The sequence below is a fragment of the Collinsella sp. AF15-51 genome, assembly GCF_003462845.1.
GTDB lineage: Bacteria > Actinomycetota > Coriobacteriia > Coriobacteriales > Coriobacteriaceae > Collinsella.
On record NZ_QRYG01000001.1, the window covers coordinates 43785 to 61247 of the forward strand.

17 protein-coding genes are annotated in these 17463 nt (G+C 61.4%); 15 read left to right on the top strand and 2 right to left on the bottom strand.

From position 1 onward, the window contains the following. Window positions 1-116 precede the first annotated feature (116 nt). The 7 genes from DWW51_RS00215 (at window position 117) to nhaA (ending at window position 7699) form a co-directional block, all read left to right on the top strand. On the top strand, window positions 117-1517 hold the full coding sequence (locus DWW51_RS00215; RefSeq protein ID WP_117772866.1) for a glycoside hydrolase family 1 protein: 1401 nt from the start codon (window positions 117-119) through the stop codon (window positions 1515-1517). 120 nt (window positions 1518-1637) lie between these two features. Further along, on the top strand, window positions 1638-2990 hold the full coding sequence (locus tag DWW51_RS00220; RefSeq protein ID WP_117772868.1) for a PTS sugar transporter subunit IIC: 1353 nt from the start codon (window positions 1638-1640) through the stop codon (window positions 2988-2990). 153 nt (window positions 2991-3143) lie between these two features. Next, window positions 3144-3446 (top strand): PTS sugar transporter subunit IIB, encoded by a 303-nt coding sequence (locus tag DWW51_RS00225; RefSeq protein WP_117735519.1) that lies wholly within the window; start codon window positions 3144-3146, stop codon window positions 3444-3446. Window positions 3447-3455: 9 nt separating this feature from the next. After that, window positions 3456-3788 (top strand): PTS lactose/cellobiose transporter subunit IIA, encoded by a 333-nt coding sequence (locus tag DWW51_RS00230; protein WP_197032104.1) that lies wholly within the window; start codon window positions 3456-3458, stop codon window positions 3786-3788. Window positions 3789-4029: 241 nt separating this feature from the next. Then, a complete protein-coding gene (locus DWW51_RS00235) occupies window positions 4030-4983 on the top strand; it encodes an ROK family protein (RefSeq protein WP_231501530.1) in 954 nt (317 codons plus the stop codon). 166 nt (window positions 4984-5149) lie between these two features. Continuing rightward, window positions 5150-6073, top strand: coding sequence for a manganese-dependent inorganic pyrophosphatase (locus DWW51_RS00240; protein ID WP_006235927.1), 924 nt, complete (start codon window positions 5150-5152; stop codon window positions 6071-6073). 267 nt (window positions 6074-6340) lie between these two features. Continuing rightward, window positions 6341-7699: a Na+/H+ antiporter NhaA gene (gene nhaA / locus DWW51_RS00245; protein WP_099432234.1), complete on the top strand. Its 1359-nt coding sequence runs from the start codon at window positions 6341-6343 to the stop codon at window positions 7697-7699. 373 nt (window positions 7700-8072) lie between these two features. On the opposite strand, the gene DWW51_RS00250 is transcribed toward nhaA, so the two are convergent. Next, window positions 8073-8327 carry a hypothetical protein gene (locus tag DWW51_RS00250; protein ID WP_117772872.1) on the bottom strand — a complete coding sequence of 85 codons (255 nt, stop codon included), beginning with the start codon at window positions 8325-8327 and terminating at the stop codon, window positions 8073-8075. Between the two features lie 149 nt (window positions 8328-8476). On the opposite strand from DWW51_RS00250, the gene DWW51_RS00255 reads away from it, so the two are divergent. The 7 genes from DWW51_RS00255 (at window position 8477) to DWW51_RS00285 (ending at window position 15412) form a co-directional block, all read left to right on the top strand. After that, window positions 8477-9781: an aminotransferase class I/II-fold pyridoxal phosphate-dependent enzyme gene (locus DWW51_RS00255; protein ID WP_117772874.1), complete on the top strand. Its 1305-nt coding sequence runs from the start codon at window positions 8477-8479 to the stop codon at window positions 9779-9781. Between the two features lie 66 nt (window positions 9782-9847). After that, entirely contained in the window at window positions 9848-10162 is a 315-nt protein-coding gene (locus DWW51_RS00260) for an STAS domain-containing protein (protein WP_089572422.1), read from the top strand. A 153-nt stretch (window positions 10163-10315) separates the two neighbouring features. Beyond that, the gene (locus DWW51_RS00265) at window positions 10316-10888 is read left to right on the top strand and encodes a twin-arginine translocase TatA/TatE family subunit (RefSeq protein ID WP_158571639.1); all 573 of its coding nucleotides are present in this window, start codon (window positions 10316-10318) and stop codon (window positions 10886-10888) included. Then, window positions 10888-11679 carry a twin-arginine translocase subunit TatC gene (gene tatC, locus DWW51_RS00270; RefSeq protein WP_055285525.1) on the top strand — a complete coding sequence of 264 codons (792 nt, stop codon included), beginning with the start codon at window positions 10888-10890 and terminating at the stop codon, window positions 11677-11679. The genes DWW51_RS00265 and tatC overlap by 1 nt, the downstream gene beginning before the upstream one ends. A 6-nt stretch (window positions 11680-11685) precedes the next feature. Further along, window positions 11686-12042 carry a hydrogenase maturation nickel metallochaperone HypA gene (locus DWW51_RS00275; protein WP_117772878.1) on the top strand — a complete coding sequence of 119 codons (357 nt, stop codon included), beginning with the start codon at window positions 11686-11688 and terminating at the stop codon, window positions 12040-12042. 55 nt (window positions 12043-12097) lie between these two features. Further along, window positions 12098-12781: a hydrogenase nickel incorporation protein HypB gene (gene hypB / locus DWW51_RS00280; protein WP_117772880.1), complete on the top strand. Its 684-nt coding sequence runs from the start codon at window positions 12098-12100 to the stop codon at window positions 12779-12781. A gap of 54 nt (window positions 12782-12835) precedes the next feature. After that, on the top strand, window positions 12836-15412 hold the full coding sequence (locus DWW51_RS00285) for a DNA topoisomerase I (protein ID WP_117772882.1): 2577 nt from the start codon (window positions 12836-12838) through the stop codon (window positions 15410-15412). A gap of 142 nt (window positions 15413-15554) precedes the next feature. On the opposite strand, the gene DWW51_RS00290 is transcribed toward DWW51_RS00285, so the two are convergent. Then, window positions 15555-16538 carry a zinc-ribbon domain-containing protein gene (locus DWW51_RS00290; RefSeq protein ID WP_117565016.1) on the bottom strand — a complete coding sequence of 328 codons (984 nt, stop codon included), beginning with the start codon at window positions 16536-16538 and terminating at the stop codon, window positions 15555-15557. Window positions 16539-16778: 240 nt separating this feature from the next. Between DWW51_RS00290 and tmk the strand changes: the two genes are divergently transcribed. Continuing rightward, the gene (gene tmk / locus DWW51_RS00295; protein WP_117772884.1) at window positions 16779-17462 is read left to right on the top strand and encodes a dTMP kinase; all 684 of its coding nucleotides are present in this window, start codon (window positions 16779-16781) and stop codon (window positions 17460-17462) included. Window position 17463: the final 1 nt, after the last annotated feature.

Below are 17463 nucleotides of genomic sequence, written 5' to 3' on the forward strand. Positions count from 1 at the left end.
CGGTTTTGTTTTGGCGGGCTGGATATCTGGATAACCGGTGCGCGCCCGCGCCGGATAACTTGCCAAAGCAAACCCGTCTCCAACCGAAAGCTCTAGACACGAAAGCGAGGACTTTGATGGCTCAGTATCAGCTGCCCCGTGACTTCTTCTTTGGCGCCGCTATGTCCGGCCCGCAGACTGAGGGTCAGTGGAACCAGGGCGGCAAGCTCGAGAACCTGTGGGATACCTGGTCCATCCAGGATCTGGATTCGTTCTATAACCGCGTTGGCTCTTATGCTGGCAATGACTTTATGGCTAAATACCAGGAGGACCTTCGCATTTTGAAGGACTTGGGCCTGGATACCTACCGCACCTCCATCCAGTGGAGTCGCCTGCTCGATGCTAACGGCAACCTCAATGAGGAGGGCGCCGCGTGGTATCACGAGCTGTTCCGTGCCTCTCGCGAGGCCGGCCTGGAGCCGTTCGTCAACCTGTACCACTTTGACATGCCTACCTACCTCTTTGACCGTGGTGGTTGGGAGAGCCGTGAGGTCGTCGAGGCGTACGCTCATTACGCCGACGTTGCCTTCCGCGAGTTTGGCCAGGAGATCAAGTACTGGTTCACCTTTAACGAGCCCATCGTCGAGCCCGAGCAGCGCTATCAGGAGGGCGTGTGGTACCCGCAGCTCCATGACTATAACCGCGCCCGCACCGTGCAGTATCACATCTCGCTGGCGCACGCGCTGGCTGTGGCCAACTACCGCCGCGCCTATGACGAGGGCGCCGTTCGCGCCGACGCCAAGATCGGCATGATCAACTGCTTTACCCCGGTCTATACCAAGGAGAACCCCAGCGAGGCAGACCTCGAGGCCGTGCGTATGACCAGCGGTATCAACAATCGCTGGTGGCTCGACCTTATTACCAAGGGCGAGCTTCCCGCCGACGTGCTCGACAGCCTGGCCGAGGGCGGCGTTAAACTTCCGTTCCGTGCCGGCGACCAAGAGATCCTCAAGCAGGGCGTTGTCGACTGGCTCGGTTGTAACTACTACCATCCCACGCGCGTTCAGGCTCCGGCGAGCAAGATCGACCAGTACGGTCTGCCGCACTTTGCCGACGAGTACGTATGGCCCGACGCCGTTATGAACGAGAGCCGCGGCTGGGAAATCTACCCGCAGGGCCTCTACGACTTTGGCATGGACTGCGCTAAGAACTACCCCGATCTTGAGTGGTTTGTATCCGAGAACGGTATCGGCATCATGGACGAATACAAGAACCGTGACGCCGAAGGGACCATTCAGGACGACTACCGCGTCGACTTTGTGCGCCAGCACCTGGAGTGGGTTGCCAAGGCAATCGCCGAGGGCGCCAAATGCCGCGGATACCATTATTGGGCCGTCATCGATAACTGGTCTTGGGCTAATGCCTTTAAGAACCGTTACGGCTTTGTCGAGGTCGACCTCATGGACGGCTACAAGCGCCGCCTTAAGAAGTCTGCAGCTTGGCTCAAGCAGGTCGCAACGACCCACGTGGTTGACTAGCGACCGGGCGAGCGCCCAGACCGCGCGCCGCCGCGCGCAAAACATGGCACATCTGGTGGCAAAGGGCGACAGACCACCGTGCGCATAGGAAAAGGCCGGATTTGATAGTTAGGAGCAATCATGGCCAGTGAAAACGGAAAGAGCTTCCTCGACAAATTTGCCGAGGTCTCTGCGAAGGTGGGAAACCAGGTTCACCTGCGTTCCCTGCGCGATGCCTTCGCAACCATCACGCCGCTCTATATCCTTGCGGGTATCGCGGTTCTTATTAACAACGTCGTGTTCCCTCTGTTCCCGCTCGATGCGGCGGGTCTTGCCAATCTTCAGACCTGGGGTTCGGCAATTACGCTGGGCACCCTCAACGTCTCTGCCATTGTCTTGGCCGGATTGATCGGCTACAGCCTCGCTAAGAACGAGCGCTTCGATAACCCGCTTGCCTGCGTGGTCGTCGCCATCTCCGCTTTCGTTATCATGATGCCGCAGCAGATCACCGCCACGCTTGCCGCCACGAGTCCGCTGCTCACCGACAAGATCACCTCTGCCGAGGTCACGGGCGCCCTTTCGACTGCCAACACCGGTACCAACGGTCTGTTCGCGGCTATTATCATCGCCCTGCTCTCCGTCACGCTCTTCATCAAGATTTCCGGCGTCGAGAAGCTTAAAGTAAAGCTGGGCGAGGGTGTGCCCCCCGCGGTCTCCAACTCCTTTAACGTCATGATCCCGATGCTGCTCAACCTCTCGATCTTCGCAGTTGCCGCAGCGCTGCTCGCCGTGTTTGCCGGCACCGATCTGTGCACCATCATCTCCACGTGTATTTCCAACCCGCTCAAGAGCATCATGAACGCCGGTCCGTGGGCTGTTATCCTCATCTACACTCTTGCGAACCTGCTGTTCTGCGTCGGCATTCACCAGTCCACCATCTCTGGCGCTACCGTCGAGCCGATCCTGACCATGCTCATCGTCGACAACATGGCTACCTTTGCCGCCGGCGGCACCATCCAGCCCGATCACTACATGAACATGCAGATCGTCAACAGCTTCGCCCTTATCGGCGGCTCGGGCTGCACCCTCATGCTCCTGCTCGATACCTTCCTGTTCTCTAAGAACAAGGCTTCCAAGACCGTTGCCAAGATGGCTATCGTTCCTGGCCTGTTTAACATCAACGAGCCGGTCATCTACGGTTACCCCGTCGTGTACAACCTGCCGCTCATGATTCCGTTCGTGCTTCTTCCCGACCTGTTCATCGGCATCACCTATGGCCTGACCTGCGCGGGCATCATCAGCCCCTGCATCGCCCAGGTGCCTTGGACCATGCCTCCCGTCATTAACGCCCTGCTTGCCACGGGCTTTGACTGGCGCGCCGGCGTATGGCAGGCCCTCGAGCTTGTCATCGGCATGGTTGTCTACCTGCCCTTTATGAGGATCTCCGAGAAGGCCATCGCCAAGCAGGAGGCCCTTGCCGAGCAGAACGCCTAAACGGTTCGTTTTCCCTTTCATTGTTGCGGGCGCCGGTACGCGGTGCCGGTGCTCGCGGCTCTCCCTGCGTAAAGACGCAGGGGGTGGGTACAGTAGCCGCAAGGAATAAAACCAGTTGTCGTCTGCGCGCCGCGCAGTTATAAGGAGGAAACCATGAAGAAGATCATGCTTTGCTGCAATGCCGGCATGTCCACGAGCCTGCTGGTCCAGAAGATGCAGTCCGAGGTCGCAAGCCGTGGTCTGGACATCGAGGTCGAGGCCCGTCCTATGAACGAGGCTCACGATCACCTGGACGAGTGCGATATCTTGCTGCTCGGCCCGCAGATTGGCTACACCAAGGGCGATTTTGAGAAGGAGGCCGCTGGCCGCTTCCCGGTTGAGGTCATCAACATGGTCGACTACGGCCGCATGAACGCTGCTGGCATCATCGACCACTGCGTCAGCGTGATGGGCTAGGTGCAGCGCATGGAGGATATGAACGAGCTGCAGATGACCTGCTTTGAGATCATCAGTTTCGTCGGAACCGCCAAGAGCATGTACATCAATGCCGTGCAAAAGGCCAAGGAGGGCGATTTTGACGCCGCCGAGGAGCTTATCAAGCAGGGTGACGAGGCTTACAACGGTGGTCACGATGTTCACATGGGGCTCCTTAAAAAGGAGGCCAATGGCGAGCGTAACGGCGAGGCCCCGCTGATTCTGCTGCATGCCGAGGACCAGATGGCAGGCACCGAGACCATGCGCGTCATGGCCACGGAGCTCATCGAGGTCCACAAGCTGCTGCAGGCGCGCACGGCCTAGTCGGCGTTATCGCCGCGACGGACCGTTCGGCCCACCAGACAATTCAGTCCCTTTCACGGGCGCCGGGAGCCTCCGCCTTCCGGCGCCTTTATATTTGGCGAAGGCCTTGCGCGAGCTGATGAGCGGGCGTTCGCATTTTCCCAGATAAAACCTGCCAAAACAAACCTGTCCCTTTTTGGCAGGTTTTTGTCTTAGGAGCGGTACCATACAGGCAATGTTTAAACGAGAAAGGTGGGCTCCCATGGAACCTAAGCAGTACTACATCGGCATCGACGTCGGCGGCACTTCGGTTAAGGAGGGCCTGTTCGATGAGGACGGCAACCTGCTTGCCAAGGCCAGCGTACCCACGCCTCCCATCGTTGACGCTGCGGGCTTTGCCGCGGTGACCGAGGCGATCGACCAGGTGGTCGCCAAGGCGCAGATTCCGCGTGCCTTTGTGGCTGGCATTGGCCTGGCCGTTCCGTGCCCCATCCCGGCCTCGGGCGATGCCAAGGTCAAGGCCAACATTGCCATTAACCTGCCCGAGCTTAGGATCGCCATTCAGGAGCACTGCCCCGACGCGGTCGTTAAGTACGAGAACGATGCCAACGCTGCTGCCATGGGCGAGGCCTGGCTCGGCTCTGCCAAGGGCGTGCAGAACGTGGTGATGGTCACCATCGGTACCGGCGTGGGCGGCGGCGTTATCGTCAACGGCGACGTGGTGTCGGGCGTTGTGGGCGCCGGCGGCGAGATTGGCCACATGTGCCTGAATCCCGACGAGGAGCGCACCTGCGGCTGTGGCGGCCATGGCCACCTGGAGCAGTATTCCAGCGCCACTGGCGTGGTGAGCAACTACCTTGCCGAATGCAAGAAGGCGGGCGTCGAGCCCATCGAGCTCACCGGCCCCTCCGATTCCAAGGACGTGTTCCAAGCTTGCCGCGAGGGCGACAAGCTTGCGCTGGCCGCGGCTGATACCATGGCCGATTATCTCGGTCGCGCTCTGGCGCTTATCGCCAACGTGGTCGACCCCGAGATGTTCCTGATCGGCGGCGGCGCCTCCGCCTCGGCCGACGTCTACCTCGACAAGGTCCGCGAGCACTTTAAGCACTACGCGCTTTCCGCCTCGCGCGAGACGCCCATTGAGGTCGCCTCGCTCGGCAACGACGCCGGCATCATCGGTGCCGCTTACGTAGCCCTGCGCGCCGCCGGCAAATAGCTGGTGCAAGGGGGCCAGGTTACTTTGCACCAACATGGTGCAAAAGGGACAGCCTTGGCCTCCATGCCTGCCCCAAAATATGCCGTAGCCCTTCCGTCTGCGAAGGCTCGGCATCGGCGTGCTACCATAGCTACGTCCAAGTACACATATCAAGTGGAGGATATCCATGGCAAACGTTCTTGTCTTTGGTCACCAGAACCCCGATAACGACGCCATCATGAGCGCCGTCGTCCTGTCCCAGCTGCTCAACCAGGTTGAGTATGCCGGCAACACCTACGAGGCCTGCGCCCTTGGTCAGCTTCCGGCCGAGTCCGCCAAGCTGCTCGCCGACGCCGGCATCGCCGAGCCCCGCGTGATCGAGTCCGTCGAGGCCGGTCAGCTCGTCGTCCTCACCGACCACAACGAGTCTGCCCAGTCCGTCGCCGGCCTTAAGGACGCCACGGTCTTTGGCGTTGTCGATCATCACCGCATCGGCGACTTCGAGACCGCCGGCCCGCTGCATTACATCTGCCTGCCCTGGGGCTCCAGCTGCACCATCGTCACCAAGCTCGCCGGCGTGCTCGGCGTTGAGCTTTCCGACGTCCAGGCCAAGCTGCTGCTCTCGGCCATGATGACCGACACGCTCATGCTCAAGAGCCCCACCACCACCGATGTCGACCGCGCTGTCGCCGCCAAGCTCGGCGAGCAGGTGGGTGTCGACCCGGTCAAGTTTGGCATGGAGGTCTTCCTCACCCGTCCGTCCGGCTCCTTCACCGCAGCCGAGATGGTCGGCAACGACATCAAGATGTTCGAGCCCGCCGGCAAGAAGCTGCTCATCGGCCAGTACGAGACCGTCGACAAGAGTCGTGCGCTCGGCATGATCGACGAGATTCGCGAGGCCATGCGCGCCTACGCCGCCGAGAAGGGTGCCGATGGCATTGTCCTGTGCATCACCGACATCATGGAGGAGGGCTCGCAGGTCCTGCTCGAGGGCGAGACCGAGGCCGCTCAGAAGGGCCTGGGCATTGCCGACGAGCACGACGGCGTCTGGATGCCGGGTGTCCTCTCCCGTAAGAAGCAGGTCGCTGCCCCCATCATGGCCGCCTGCTAGGTTTAGTTGACCAAACGCCACGACCGGATCGCGGACGTCCCGCGCTCCGGTCGTTTTTTGTGCACGGCGCCGCGTCGTCTCTTGGACAGGCGTGCCCGTGCCGTTGAGCAAATAATGTTCAACCTGTGGTTCCGCTTTTCGGCCACGCCTGCGTGCTTGTCGTGCAGGGTAGGCTAGATGCAAGCGTAATACGTTAGAGCGCGGCGCCGCCACTTGGGCGGGCCGTGCTTTTTTAAGACGGGAGCTTTCCCGTGAAAGGAGCCGCCCATGGCAGCAACTGAGCAGCTGTTCAACGTTCGTGAGCGCAAGCGCTTTGAACGTCACGACATTTGGGAGCGCATCGCCGAGAACGGCACGATTTCCGCCGCCGTCATGGTCTTCGCCGCTATCGCCGCCGTTATCTGCGCCAACACCGATGCCTACGAGGCCATCCATCACTTTTTGGAGACCCCGCTGTATGTGGGCCTGGGCAACCTTACGGCTGGTCTCACCGTTGAGCTTTTCGTCAACGACTTCCTCATGGCGATTTTCTTTTTGTTGGTGGGCATTGAGCTTAAGTACGAGATGACGGTCGGCGAGCTCAAGAATCCGCGTCAGGCCATGCTTCCCATGTTGGCGGCGGTGGGCGGCGTCGTCGTTCCCGCCTGCATCTACCTGATCTTTAACCATGCCGGCGCCCGCAACGGTTGGGCCATCCCCATGGCAACCGATATTGCCTTTGCGCTGGGCGTGCTGTCGCTTTTGGGCAACCGCGTTCCCAACGGCGTGCGCGTGTTCTTCTCGACGCTCGCTATCGCCGACGACCTGATCTCCATCGCCGCCATCGCCATCTTCTACGGTCAGAGCCCCAATCCGTTTTGGTTGGGCGCCGCCGCGCTTGTGACCTGCGCGCTCGTGTGGCTCAACAAGACGCAGCATTACCGCCTTGCCCCGTATTCGGTACTGGGGCTGCTGTTGTGGTTCTGCATGTTCAAGAGCGGCGTACATGCCACGCTTGCTGGCGTCATCCTGGCCTTCACCATTCCGGCCAAGTGCGGCGTCAAGCTCGATAGTCTCACCGATTGGCTGGGCGAGTGCCTGCCGCTGCTCGATGACCGCTACGACGACGAGGCACACATCCTGGGCCAGCATGACTTTACCGTCTCGACTACCAAGGTCGAGCGCGTCATGCACCGCGTGACCCCGCCGCTTATCCGCATGGAGCGTCTGATCTCCACGCCGGTCAACTTTGTGATCCTGCCGATCTTTGCGTTCGTAAACGCTCAGGTTCGTTTAGTGGGCGTGGACATGAGCACGCTGCTCACCGATCCGGTGACGCTCGGCGTGTACTTTGGCATGCTGCTGGGCAAGCCGATCGGCATCTTTGGTATGACGTTTGCCCTGGTTAAGCTTAAGGCCTGCGAGCTGCCGCACAATGTCAACTGGCACATGATTGCCGGCGTGGGCATTCTGGGCGGTATCGGCTTTACCATGTCGATTCTCATCAGCGGCCTTGCCTTCCCGACGGCCCAGTTTGAGGTTCTTGCAGCCAAGGCCGCTATTCTCGCCGGTTCGGTCACCGCAGCCGTGCTCGGCATGATCTACATGAGCGTGGTCTGCAAGCATCCCTCGCCCAAAGACGAGTAAGAGCGCGAAAACCGGCTCCAGAACCGATTCGGGCGCGTCCAAAATGCGGATTCTGGCGGTGCTTGCCGCCTGCCAGACACGCCAGTGGTCAAAAAACGCCGTTTGTGAGTACTGTCACAAACGGCGTATCATTTTAGGTGCGGAAAATAATGAACAAAGTTATAAGAACTGTACGTTAATGAGTGACCATCGACTTCCAATTTGGCGCTAGCTGACGGTGATTAGGAAGTTTCAAGTCGAGTTTTGCCGATTTCGACCAAAAATCGCTGCTACTAAAAAGGTAACAGTACTCATATTTGCCCTTTTTTGGCCACAAGCCCTAAAACAAGCCTCGCCAAGGTCGGGAAGCGGGCCAAATCGCCGGCCTCGAGGCTTATTCCACCGTTCCGTAGACGGCGCCCCAGCCGTGGGCGGCCAAGGCGGAGTTGAGCTGGTCGCAGAGTGACTGGCGGTCGTAATAGCCGGGCGGTAGCAGGTTGACGATTTCCATGAGATCGGGCGCCAGGTCCAAGATTTCGGCCTGTACGATCAGGTCCAGGCGGTCGATGGCATGGCGGTCGTAAAACAGCCCGTCGACCAGGCGCTGCAGGTCGCCGAATTCCTCGGCCCTAAACGATCCGTACTCCATAGTGCCTCCTTGGGCGCCCCACGCCGCCATGCGCGGCGATTCGTAATTCATTGCGATGAACTTAATCTATCACGGCTTCATACCGTTGTGGCGGTGGCGGTCTATACTTAGACGAACTGCAACGTACCGCTTCGCGAAAGGTCGCACCCATGCAGACGATCTACCAGAAGATGGAAACCACCGAACTCGATGCCGCCATCGAGGCGCTCAAAGCCGAGGTCGCCGAGGTCAAGGCCAAGGGCCTGGCGCTCGACATGGCCCGCGGCAAGCCGTCGCCCTCCCAGGTGGACATCTCTCGACCTATGCTCGATATCCTCAATGCCGATGCCGATCTGCACGACGGCAACGTCGACTGCTCCAACTACGGCTGCTTTGAGGGCATTCCCTCGGCACGCAAGCTAGCGGGGGAGTTCCTGGGGTGCCCTGCCGAGCAGACGCTCGTGCTGGGCTCGTCGAGTTTGCTGATTGAGCATGACATCGCCGGTATGTTCTGGCGTTGCGGCTCGTGCGGCAGCGAGCCCTGGGACGCCTACGAGGCCGCGCACGACGGCAAGAAGGTCAAGTTCCTGTGCCCCGTTCCCGGCTACGATCGCCACTTTGGCATCACCGCCGACTTGGGCATCGAGAACGTCCCCGTCGCGATGACCGACAACGGCCCCGACATGGACGAGGTTGAGCGCCTGGTTGCCGCCGACGATTCCATCAAGGGCATCTGGTGCGTGCCCAAGTATTCCAACCCCACGGGCATCACCTTTAGCGAGGACACTGTGCGCCGCCTGGTCGAGATGCCCACGGCCGCGCCCGATTTCCGCATCTTTTGGGACAACGCTTACTGCGTGCACGACCTGTACGACGAGACCGACGAGCTCGCAAATATCTTTGACCTCGCTCGCGCGGCGGGCACCGAGGATCGCGTGGTGGCCTTTGCCTCGACGTCCAAGATCACCTTCCCGGGCGCCGGCATCGGCTTTATTGGTGCGAGCCCCGCGGTTATCGCCGAGTTCTCCAAGCGCCTGAAGGCCGGCCTCATCAGCGCCGACAAGCTCAACCAGCTGCGTCACGTGCGTTTCCTTCCCACCATCGAGGCGGTCAAGGAGCACATGAAAAAGCATGCCGAGTTCCTGCGCCCGCGCTTTGAGGCCGTTGAGCGTAAACTCACCGAGGGCTTGGGCAACACGGGTTGCGCCACTTGGACTCATCCCCATGGCGGCTACTTTGTGAGTTTCGATGGCCCCGAGGGCTCGGCCCAGAAGGTCGCCGCGCTTTGTGCCGACCTGGGCGTCAAGCTCACGCCGGCTGGTGCCACCTGGCCTTATGGCAAGGATCCGCGCGACACCAACATCCGCATCGCGCCGAGCTATCCCACGGTCGAGGACCTGGAGGCCGCGCTCGATGTGCTGGTGCTGGCTGTCAAGCTCGTCGCTGCCGAGCTTGCGCGTGCCGAGCGCGCCTAACGCGTAGGGCCCCGCAAGTCCGCGCCTAGTACTATCCGCACTTTCGATACGTAAAGGAGCGTATACATGGATTTGGGTATTTCCACCAACCCCACGCCAGAGCTCTACACCATTAAGGTGACCGGTGAGATCGATATCTCTAACGCCGATAGCCTGCGCAATGCCATCGACCTGGCGCTCGAGCAGCCCACTGAGGCCGTTGAGCTCGATTTTGCCCAGGTGAGCTACATCGATTCGACGGGCATTGGCGTGCTTGTGGGCGCCGCACACCACGCAGCTGATCATGGTAAGCGTTTTAGCTGCGTCAACGTGCAGCCCCCGGTGATGCGCGTGGTTCAGCTGTTGGGCGTCGACCAGGAGATTTCGATCACCGCTGCATAATCTTTGCCCCCAAAAGGGCGTGCCGTTTGGCATATGTTTGTGATGCGCTCGGACGTTTTGGCGTCCGGGCGCTATACTTGACCGAATGAATAGACGAGTTCCGGCCGAATGGCGCGGTGCGGGCTCGACTCACATCGAGCCTTGGAGGTATGTGTGTTTGGTATTGGAGAGGGTGAGCTCGCGATCATCGTGGTCTTCGGCTTTTTGCTGTTTGGCCCGGATAAGCTCCCGCAGATGGGCCGCACGATCGGCCGTGCCATCCGTCAGTTCCGCGAGACGCAGGAAAAGATGACGGCCGTTGTTCAGTCCGAGATTATCGATCCGGTGAGCGAGGCCGCGTCGGCCCCGGTCAAGCCCAAGAAGGCCGCTGCGACCGACGACGATTCCGATGCGGACGAGGATGCCGCCGAGACGGCAGCGCCCGCCAAGAAGGAGACCTTTGCCGAGCGTCGCGCCCGTCTTGCTGCCGAGAAGGCCGCAAGCGAGGGTGCTGCTGAGGGCGAAGGCGCTGTTGATGAGGCCGAGGGTACAGAGCCTGCTGCTGCCGTCGAGCCCGAGCCTGCTGCAGAGCCCGAGCCCGAGCCGGCAGAGCCCACGACGGCTGACCTCTACGCCCGTCGTCCCCGCAAACGCAAGGCCGTCGTCGACCAGCTCGCTCGCGAGCTCGAGGTCGAGGACGATGCCGAGGCTGCTGCCGCCGACGCCCCGAAGGGAGGCGATGAGTAATGCCGATCGGACCTGCGCGCATGCCGCTCTTCGATCACCTGGGAGAGCTTCGTCGCCGCCTGACTATCGTGGTCGTATCGGTGTTTGCCGCCGCTATCGTGCTGTATTTCGCCACGCCTGTGGTGCTCGATATCCTGGAAGACCCCATCCGCTCCTTTGTGCCGGACGGTAAGTTCTACATCACCACCACGCTCGGCGGCTTTGGCCTGCGCTTCTCGCTGGCCATCAAGATGGCCGTGGTCATGTGCACGCCCATGATCATCTGGCAGATCCTGGCATTTTTCCTGCCGGCACTGCGCCCCAACGAGCGCAAGTGGGTTGTGCCCACGGTGCTCGCCTCGACGGTTCTGTTCTTCCTGGGTGCCATCTTCTGCTACTTCATCATCATCCCGGCGGGCTTTGAGTGGCTCATCGGCGAGACCTCGGCCGTCGCTACGGCGCTGCCCGACCTGGAGAACTACGTCAACATGGAGCTGCTCTTTATGATCGGCTTTGGCGTGGCGTTTGAGCTGCCGCTCATCATCTTCTATCTGTCCGTCTTTCACATCGTGTCCTATGCGGCCTTCCGCAGCGCCTGGCGCTACGTGTACGTGGGCCTGCTCGTGGGCTCGGCTGTGATCACGCCCGACGGCTCGCCCGTTACGCTGGGCCTTATGTACGGTGCCCTGCTTTCGCTCTACGAGATCTCGCTCGCCATTGCCCGCGTGGTCATTACCGCGCGCGAGGGCAAGGAGGGCCTGTTCGTGAGCCGTCTGGACCTGTTCTCGGACGACGAGGACGACGAGGAGTAAAACGGTATGCACGAGGTTGGCATTGTCAACGGCATACTCGATACAGTGATTCGCGCGGCGCGTGGGGCGGGGGCCTCGCGCGCCGTTTTGGTAACGCTGCGTATCGGGGATATGACCGAGGTCGTGCGCGAGGCGCTCGACTTTGCGTGGGGGACGTTTCGCGACGAGGACCCGCTCACGCGCGGCTGCGAGCTTGCCGTGGAGGAGGTCCATCCACAAAGCGAGTGCCTGGACTGCGGCGAGGTCTTTGAGCACGACCGTTTCCATTGTCGCTGCCCCCAGTGTGGCGGCGCCAACGTGCGCCTGCTGCACGGCCGCGAGCTCGATATCGCAAGTATCGAAATCGAAACCCCCGACGATTAGCCCGCTAGCCATCTGGTGATGGGGTATAAAGGAGCCAAAGTAAGGAGCGCTAAGTATGGCCGAGAAAACGATTGATATCGCGTCGCCGATCCTGTCGCGCAACGAGCGCCTGGCAGATCAGCTGCGTCAGCGATTTAATGAGGCAGGCACCTACGTGATCAATGTGCTGTCGAGCCCCGGCTCGGGTAAGACCACCACGATTCTGGGCACCAACGAGCGCCTGCGCGACAAGGCCGGCCTACGCTGTGCCGTCATCGAGGGCGATATCGCCTCGGATGTCGACGCCATCACCATGAAGGAAGCCGGCATGCCCGCCATCCAGATCAACACGGGCGGCCTGTGCCACCTCGAGGGCAACATGATCATGGAGGCCGTCGACGCCTTCGACCAGGCCGTCGGTCTGGAGAACATCGACGTCATCTTTATCGAAAATGTGGGTAACCTGGTCTGCCCGGTCGACTTTGACCTGGGCGAGAACCTGTCCATCATGATCCTCTCGGTGCCCGAGGGCGACGACAAGCCCATCAAGTACCCGGGCATCTTCCAGCACGCCGGCGCGCAGCTGCTCAATAAGGTCGACGTGGCCCCGGCTTTCGATTTTGACATGAATAGGTATACTAAGACACTCGATGACCTCAATCCGCAGGCGCCGCGGTTTGCCGTGAGCGCGCGCAAGGGCGAGGGCATGGATGCCTGGTGCGATTGGCTCATCGGGCAGATTGAGCAAGCAAGGGCGTAAGTCGGCCGCCAAGAGGGCGGGCGCAGCCGCAGACACACGAGATAGGAGCCTCTTTTGAAGCTCATCATCGCTGAGAAAAACGACGCCGCGCGTCAGATCGCCGAGCGTCTGTCCACGGGCAAGCCCAAAAAGGACAAGGTGTACAACACCGCCATCTACCGTTTTGAGTGGAAGGGCGAGGAGTGCGTGACGATCGGCCTTGCCGGTCACATCCTGGCACCCGATTTTTGCGACAGTGTGCTGTTCGATAAAAAGTTGGGCTGGTATTCGGTCACGGAGGACGGCGAAATGCTGCCGGCCGATATGCCCGATGGCCTGGCCCGCCCGCCGTACGACACCAAGCGCAAGCCGTTCCTTGCCGATGGCATTTCCATCAAGGGCTGGAAGCTCGAGAGCCTGCCCTATCTCACCTGGGCGCCCGTCATTAAGCTTCCGGCCGAGAAAGAGCTCATCCGTTCGCTTAAGAACCTCGCCAAAAAGTCCGACAGCGTCATCATCGCCACGGACTTCGATCGCGAGGGCGAGCTGATCGGTTCGGACGCCCTCAACAAGGTGCGCGAGGTGGCGCCCGACTTGCCGGTCGCCCGCGCCCAGTATTCTTCGTTTACCAAGGCCGAGATCACGCAGGCCTTCGATAACCTTGTCTCGCTCGACCAGAACCTGGCCGACGCCGGCGAGAGCCGTCAGCACATCGACCTCATTTGGGGTGCGGTGCTCACGCGCTACCTGACGCTCGCCAAGTTTGGCGGCTTTGGCAACGTGCGTTCCGCCGGCCGCGTGCAGACGCCGACGCTTGCCCTGGTGGTCGAGCGCGAGCGCGAGCGCATGGCGTTTGTGCCCGAGGACTATTGGCAGATTCGCGGCATGGGCGCCGCGCAAGGCGCTGCCGAGGACGATCGCTTTAAGATCGCGCACAAGACGGCGCGCTTTACCGACAAGGATGCTGCTGAGACGGCGTACGGTCACGTTGACGGCGCTACGACGGCAACCGTCGCCGCGGTGACCAAGCGCTCGCGTAAGCAGCAGCCGCCCACGCCGTTTGCGACGACCTCGCTGCAGGCTGCCGCCGCGGCCGAGGGCATCTCGCCTGCGCGTACGATGCGCATCGCCGAGTCCCTCTACATGGCCGGTCTCATCAGCTACCCGCGTGTCGATAACACCGTGTATCCCGCGACGCTCGATCTGGGCGCCGTGGTGAGCGACCTGGCAAAGATCAACCCGGCGCTGGCGCCCGTGTGCAAAAAGGTGCTCGCCGGCCCCATGAAGCCCACGCGCGGCAAGGTCGAGACCACCGACCACCCGCCTATCTACCCCACGGGCGAGGGCGATCCGTCCACGCTCGACGGCGGCCAGCGCAAACTCTATGACCTCGTCGCCCGTCGCTTCCTGGCAACGCTCATGGGGCCCGCGACCATCGAGAACACCAAGCTCGAGCTCGACGTCAACGGCGAGCCGTTCGTGGCTTCGGGCGACGTGCTCGTGACCCCGGGCTTCCGCGAGGCATATCCGTACGGCCTCAAGCGCGACGAGCAGATGCCGCCGCTTGAGCAGGGCGACACGGTCGACGTGTTCGACATTAAGCTCGAGGCCAAGCAGACCGAGCCGCCCGCGCGCTACAGCCAGGGCAAGCTCGTGCAGGAGATGGAAAAGCGCGGCCTGGGCACCAAGTCCACGCGCGCGAGCATCATCGAGCGCCTGTATGCCGTGCGCTATCTCAAAAATGATCCCGTTGAGCCGAGCCAGCTGGGCATCGCCATCATCGACGCGCTGTCGCAGTTTGCCCCGCGCATCACGAGCCCCGATATGACCAGCGGGCTCGACGGCGACATGACCCGCGTGGAGCGCGGCGAGGATACCGAAGAGCATGTCGTGACACACTCGCGCGCGCTGCTGGCCGGCGTGCTCGACGAGCTGCTCAAGCATACGCAGGAGCTGGGCGACGCCATCAGCGACGCCGTCACGGCCGATGCGCGCGTGGGCGCCTGCCCCAAGTGCGGCAAGGACCTGGTTATGAAGACGAGCGCCAAGACCCGCGGCAGCTTTATCGGCTGCATGGGTTGGCCCGACTGCGACGTGACCTATCCGGTGCCGAGTGGCGTCAAGGTGAGCCCGCTCGAGGGCGAGGCCGCCGTGTGCCCCGAGTGCGGCGCGCCGCGCATCAAGTGCCAGCCATTCCGCCAGAAGGCCTTCGAGATCTGCGTGAACCCCACGTGCCCCACCAACTACGAGCCCGATCTTAAGGTGGGCGAGTGCAAGGTGTGTGCCGAGGCCGGACGTCACGGTGACCTGATCGCGCACAAGAGCGAGAAGAGCGGCAAGCGCTTTATCCGCTGCACCAACTACGATGACTGCGGCGTGAGCTATCCGCTGCCGGCGCGCGGCAAGCTCGAGGCGACGGGCGAGACCTGCCCCGAGTGCGGCGCCCCCATCGTGGTGGTCAACACGGCGCGCGGTCCGTGGCGTATCTGCGTCAACATGGACTGCCCGACCAAGGAGAAGAAGCCCGCCCGCGGTCGCAAGACCACAACCAAGGCGAGCACGGCAAAGAAGACGACGGCTAAGAAAGCCACTGCCGCCAAGAAGACGACCGCGAAGAAGTCGACTGCCAAGAAAGCAGCCGCCGACAAGTAACGGCGCAGTCGAAACATTGCCCAAAAAAACGAGCGAGGACCCCGCGATCCTCGCTCGTTTTTTTGACCGGCAGTTAGGGACGTTCCTTTTCTGCCGGCAGTTTAGGAACGTCCCTAACTGCCGGCTCGGGAACGACAAAGCGCTAGTTCACCTCGACAGGCTTAGCGCCGGGATAGCGCTCCTCAAAGTCTAGGCGGTACTTATTGTCATTGGTGCCCGCCACGTTGTCGCGCGACAGCGGCGCCACGATCTCATTCTTGTGGTCCGCAGGCTTGGCGTATTTCAGGCTGATCTCCCAGGCATCACAGATTGCGTCAATGCGGTGATCCAGGTCGTCGTACAGGGCGATGATATCCTTCCAGGAGCTGTAGTTCTTGGAGCTCGTCGGGACGTCCAGGTCCTCGACGATGTCGTAATACTGCTCGATGGTGTCCTCCGTGCGCTCGGCGACGTCGGCGAGATTTTGACGGGTGGTTCGATCCTCTTCCAGATAGTTGCCGTTGAAGTTCTGCGCGCAGCCACGGACCTGGCTGTCGAGATCTTCGAGCAAGTCGTAGTATTCGCTCAGGCGACGGTAGAGGTTCTGCTCGGAGAGCGTTGCTTCGCCGCCATCCTCGTCGTCATCGTCATCATCGTCGTACAGGCTGTTGGGATTGCCGAGAGGCTTTAGGTCATCGTCGTCGACGTCATGGTGCAGCTTAGCTACCTCGGCAGTCGTCTGCGTGGCGGCGTTGTCGAACGGTCTGATCGCAAAGAAGATGACCAGGGCGATGATGATCGCCACCAGCACAACGATAACGGCGATAAGCGGCCCGGTGCCGCTCTTTTTGGGAGCGGGGGTCTGTGGCGAAGCGGGCGCGTATGCGGGAGCCGGCTGCTGTTGGGGCGAGCCGCTCGCGACGGGTATGCGCTGCGTGGTCTCGACGGCTTCGGTCCTTGCGGCGGGGTCGGGGCTATAGGCGAGGGGGTCGTCCGCCTTGGCTTGCGGCGTATCAAGGGAGCCGGTCTGCTCAAAAGCGGGCTGGCTATCGCTCGCGGCTGTTTGCTCAACGGGTGCACCGCACGAGGTGCAGAACTTGGCATTATCTTCAAGAAGCTTGCCGCACGAGGCGCAATACCGAGACATTGCCACTCCTTTCGCCACATTTCAATGCAATACGACGATTATACCCAGCATCCAAAATTCCCCATCATACGTTGCGGTGAAATAGGGACTGTTTGGCGGTCTCAGAGCTTCAATCAGTCCCTATTTCACCGCAACTTTGGAAAGGCGCCTTTAGCCATTGGGGACGTGCCGAGCACTGGGGTATCATGGCTTGGTTGCTATAACTCGCATTTACGCGCCTTGTAGGAAGGGGCTGCGCCCATGGCTTTTGAGCCTGCTCAACATAGCTTTATCACGCTCGAGGGCGTCGACGGTGCCGGCAAGTCCACGCAGGCGCGCCTGCTTGCCCGTGCGCTCGACCTTGCCGGCTACCAGGTTGTGACCCTGCGTGAGCCGGGCGGCACTGCCATCAGCGAAAAGATTCGCGCCCTGCTGCTCGACCCTGCCAACACGACGATGGGCGATACCTGCGAGCTGTTGCTCTACGAGGCTGCGCGTGCCCAGCTGGTGCACGAGGTCATCGCGCCCGCCCTCGCTGCCGGCAAGGTGGTCCTGTGCGATCGCTTCTACGATTCCACGACCTGCTACCAGGCGTTTGCCGATGGCCTCGATCGCCAGATAGTGCGCGACGCCAACAACCTGGCCGTCGCGGGTACGCACCCGGCGCTCACACTCGTCTATCACATCGCGCCCGAGCAGGCGGCGCTGCGCATGGCAGCCCGTGGCGCGGCAGATCGCATGGAGGCAAAAGGCGTGGCATTCCAGGAGCGTGTCTACCAGGGCTTTTGCGCAATCGCTGCCGAGGAGCCAAACCGCGTAAAGCTCATCGACGCCACTGCGACCGTCGAGGAAGTCTTCGAGAAGACGGTCGAGCAGGTTCGCGCGTATGGTCTCGACATTCCGCAGGAAGCCGTTGCCGCCGCGCTTGCCAAGGAGGCCGAGTAGC

Coding starts and splice junctions, on each gene's coding strand:
- DWW51_RS00215 (WP_117772866.1), top strand. CDS start 117: ATGGCTCAGTATCAGCTGCCCCGTGACTTCTTCTTTGGCGCCGCTATG.
- DWW51_RS00220 (WP_117772868.1), top strand. CDS start 1,638: ATGGCCAGTGAAAACGGAAAGAGCTTCCTCGACAAATTTGCCGAGGTC.
- DWW51_RS00225 (WP_117735519.1), top strand. CDS start 3,144: ATGAAGAAGATCATGCTTTGCTGCAATGCCGGCATGTCCACGAGCCTG.
- DWW51_RS00230 (WP_197032104.1), top strand. CDS start 3,456: ATGGAGGATATGAACGAGCTGCAGATGACCTGCTTTGAGATCATCAGT.
- DWW51_RS00235 (WP_231501530.1), top strand. CDS start 4,030: ATGGAACCTAAGCAGTACTACATCGGCATCGACGTCGGCGGCACTTCG.
- DWW51_RS00240 (WP_006235927.1), top strand. CDS start 5,150: ATGGCAAACGTTCTTGTCTTTGGTCACCAGAACCCCGATAACGACGCC.
- nhaA (WP_099432234.1), top strand. CDS start 6,341: ATGGCAGCAACTGAGCAGCTGTTCAACGTTCGTGAGCGCAAGCGCTTT.
- DWW51_RS00250 (WP_117772872.1), bottom strand. CDS start 8,327: ATGGAGTACGGATCGTTTAGGGCCGAGGAATTCGGCGACCTGCAGCGC.
- DWW51_RS00255 (WP_117772874.1), top strand. CDS start 8,477: ATGCAGACGATCTACCAGAAGATGGAAACCACCGAACTCGATGCCGCC.
- DWW51_RS00260 (WP_089572422.1), top strand. CDS start 9,848: ATGGATTTGGGTATTTCCACCAACCCCACGCCAGAGCTCTACACCATT.
- tatC (WP_055285525.1), top strand. CDS start 10,888: ATGCCGATCGGACCTGCGCGCATGCCGCTCTTCGATCACCTGGGAGAG.
- DWW51_RS00275 (WP_117772878.1), top strand. CDS start 11,686: ATGCACGAGGTTGGCATTGTCAACGGCATACTCGATACAGTGATTCGC.
- hypB (WP_117772880.1), top strand. CDS start 12,098: ATGGCCGAGAAAACGATTGATATCGCGTCGCCGATCCTGTCGCGCAAC.
- DWW51_RS00290 (WP_117565016.1), bottom strand. CDS start 16,538: ATGTCTCGGTATTGCGCCTCGTGCGGCAAGCTTCTTGAAGATAATGCC.
- tmk (WP_117772884.1), top strand. CDS start 16,779: ATGGCTTTTGAGCCTGCTCAACATAGCTTTATCACGCTCGAGGGCGTC.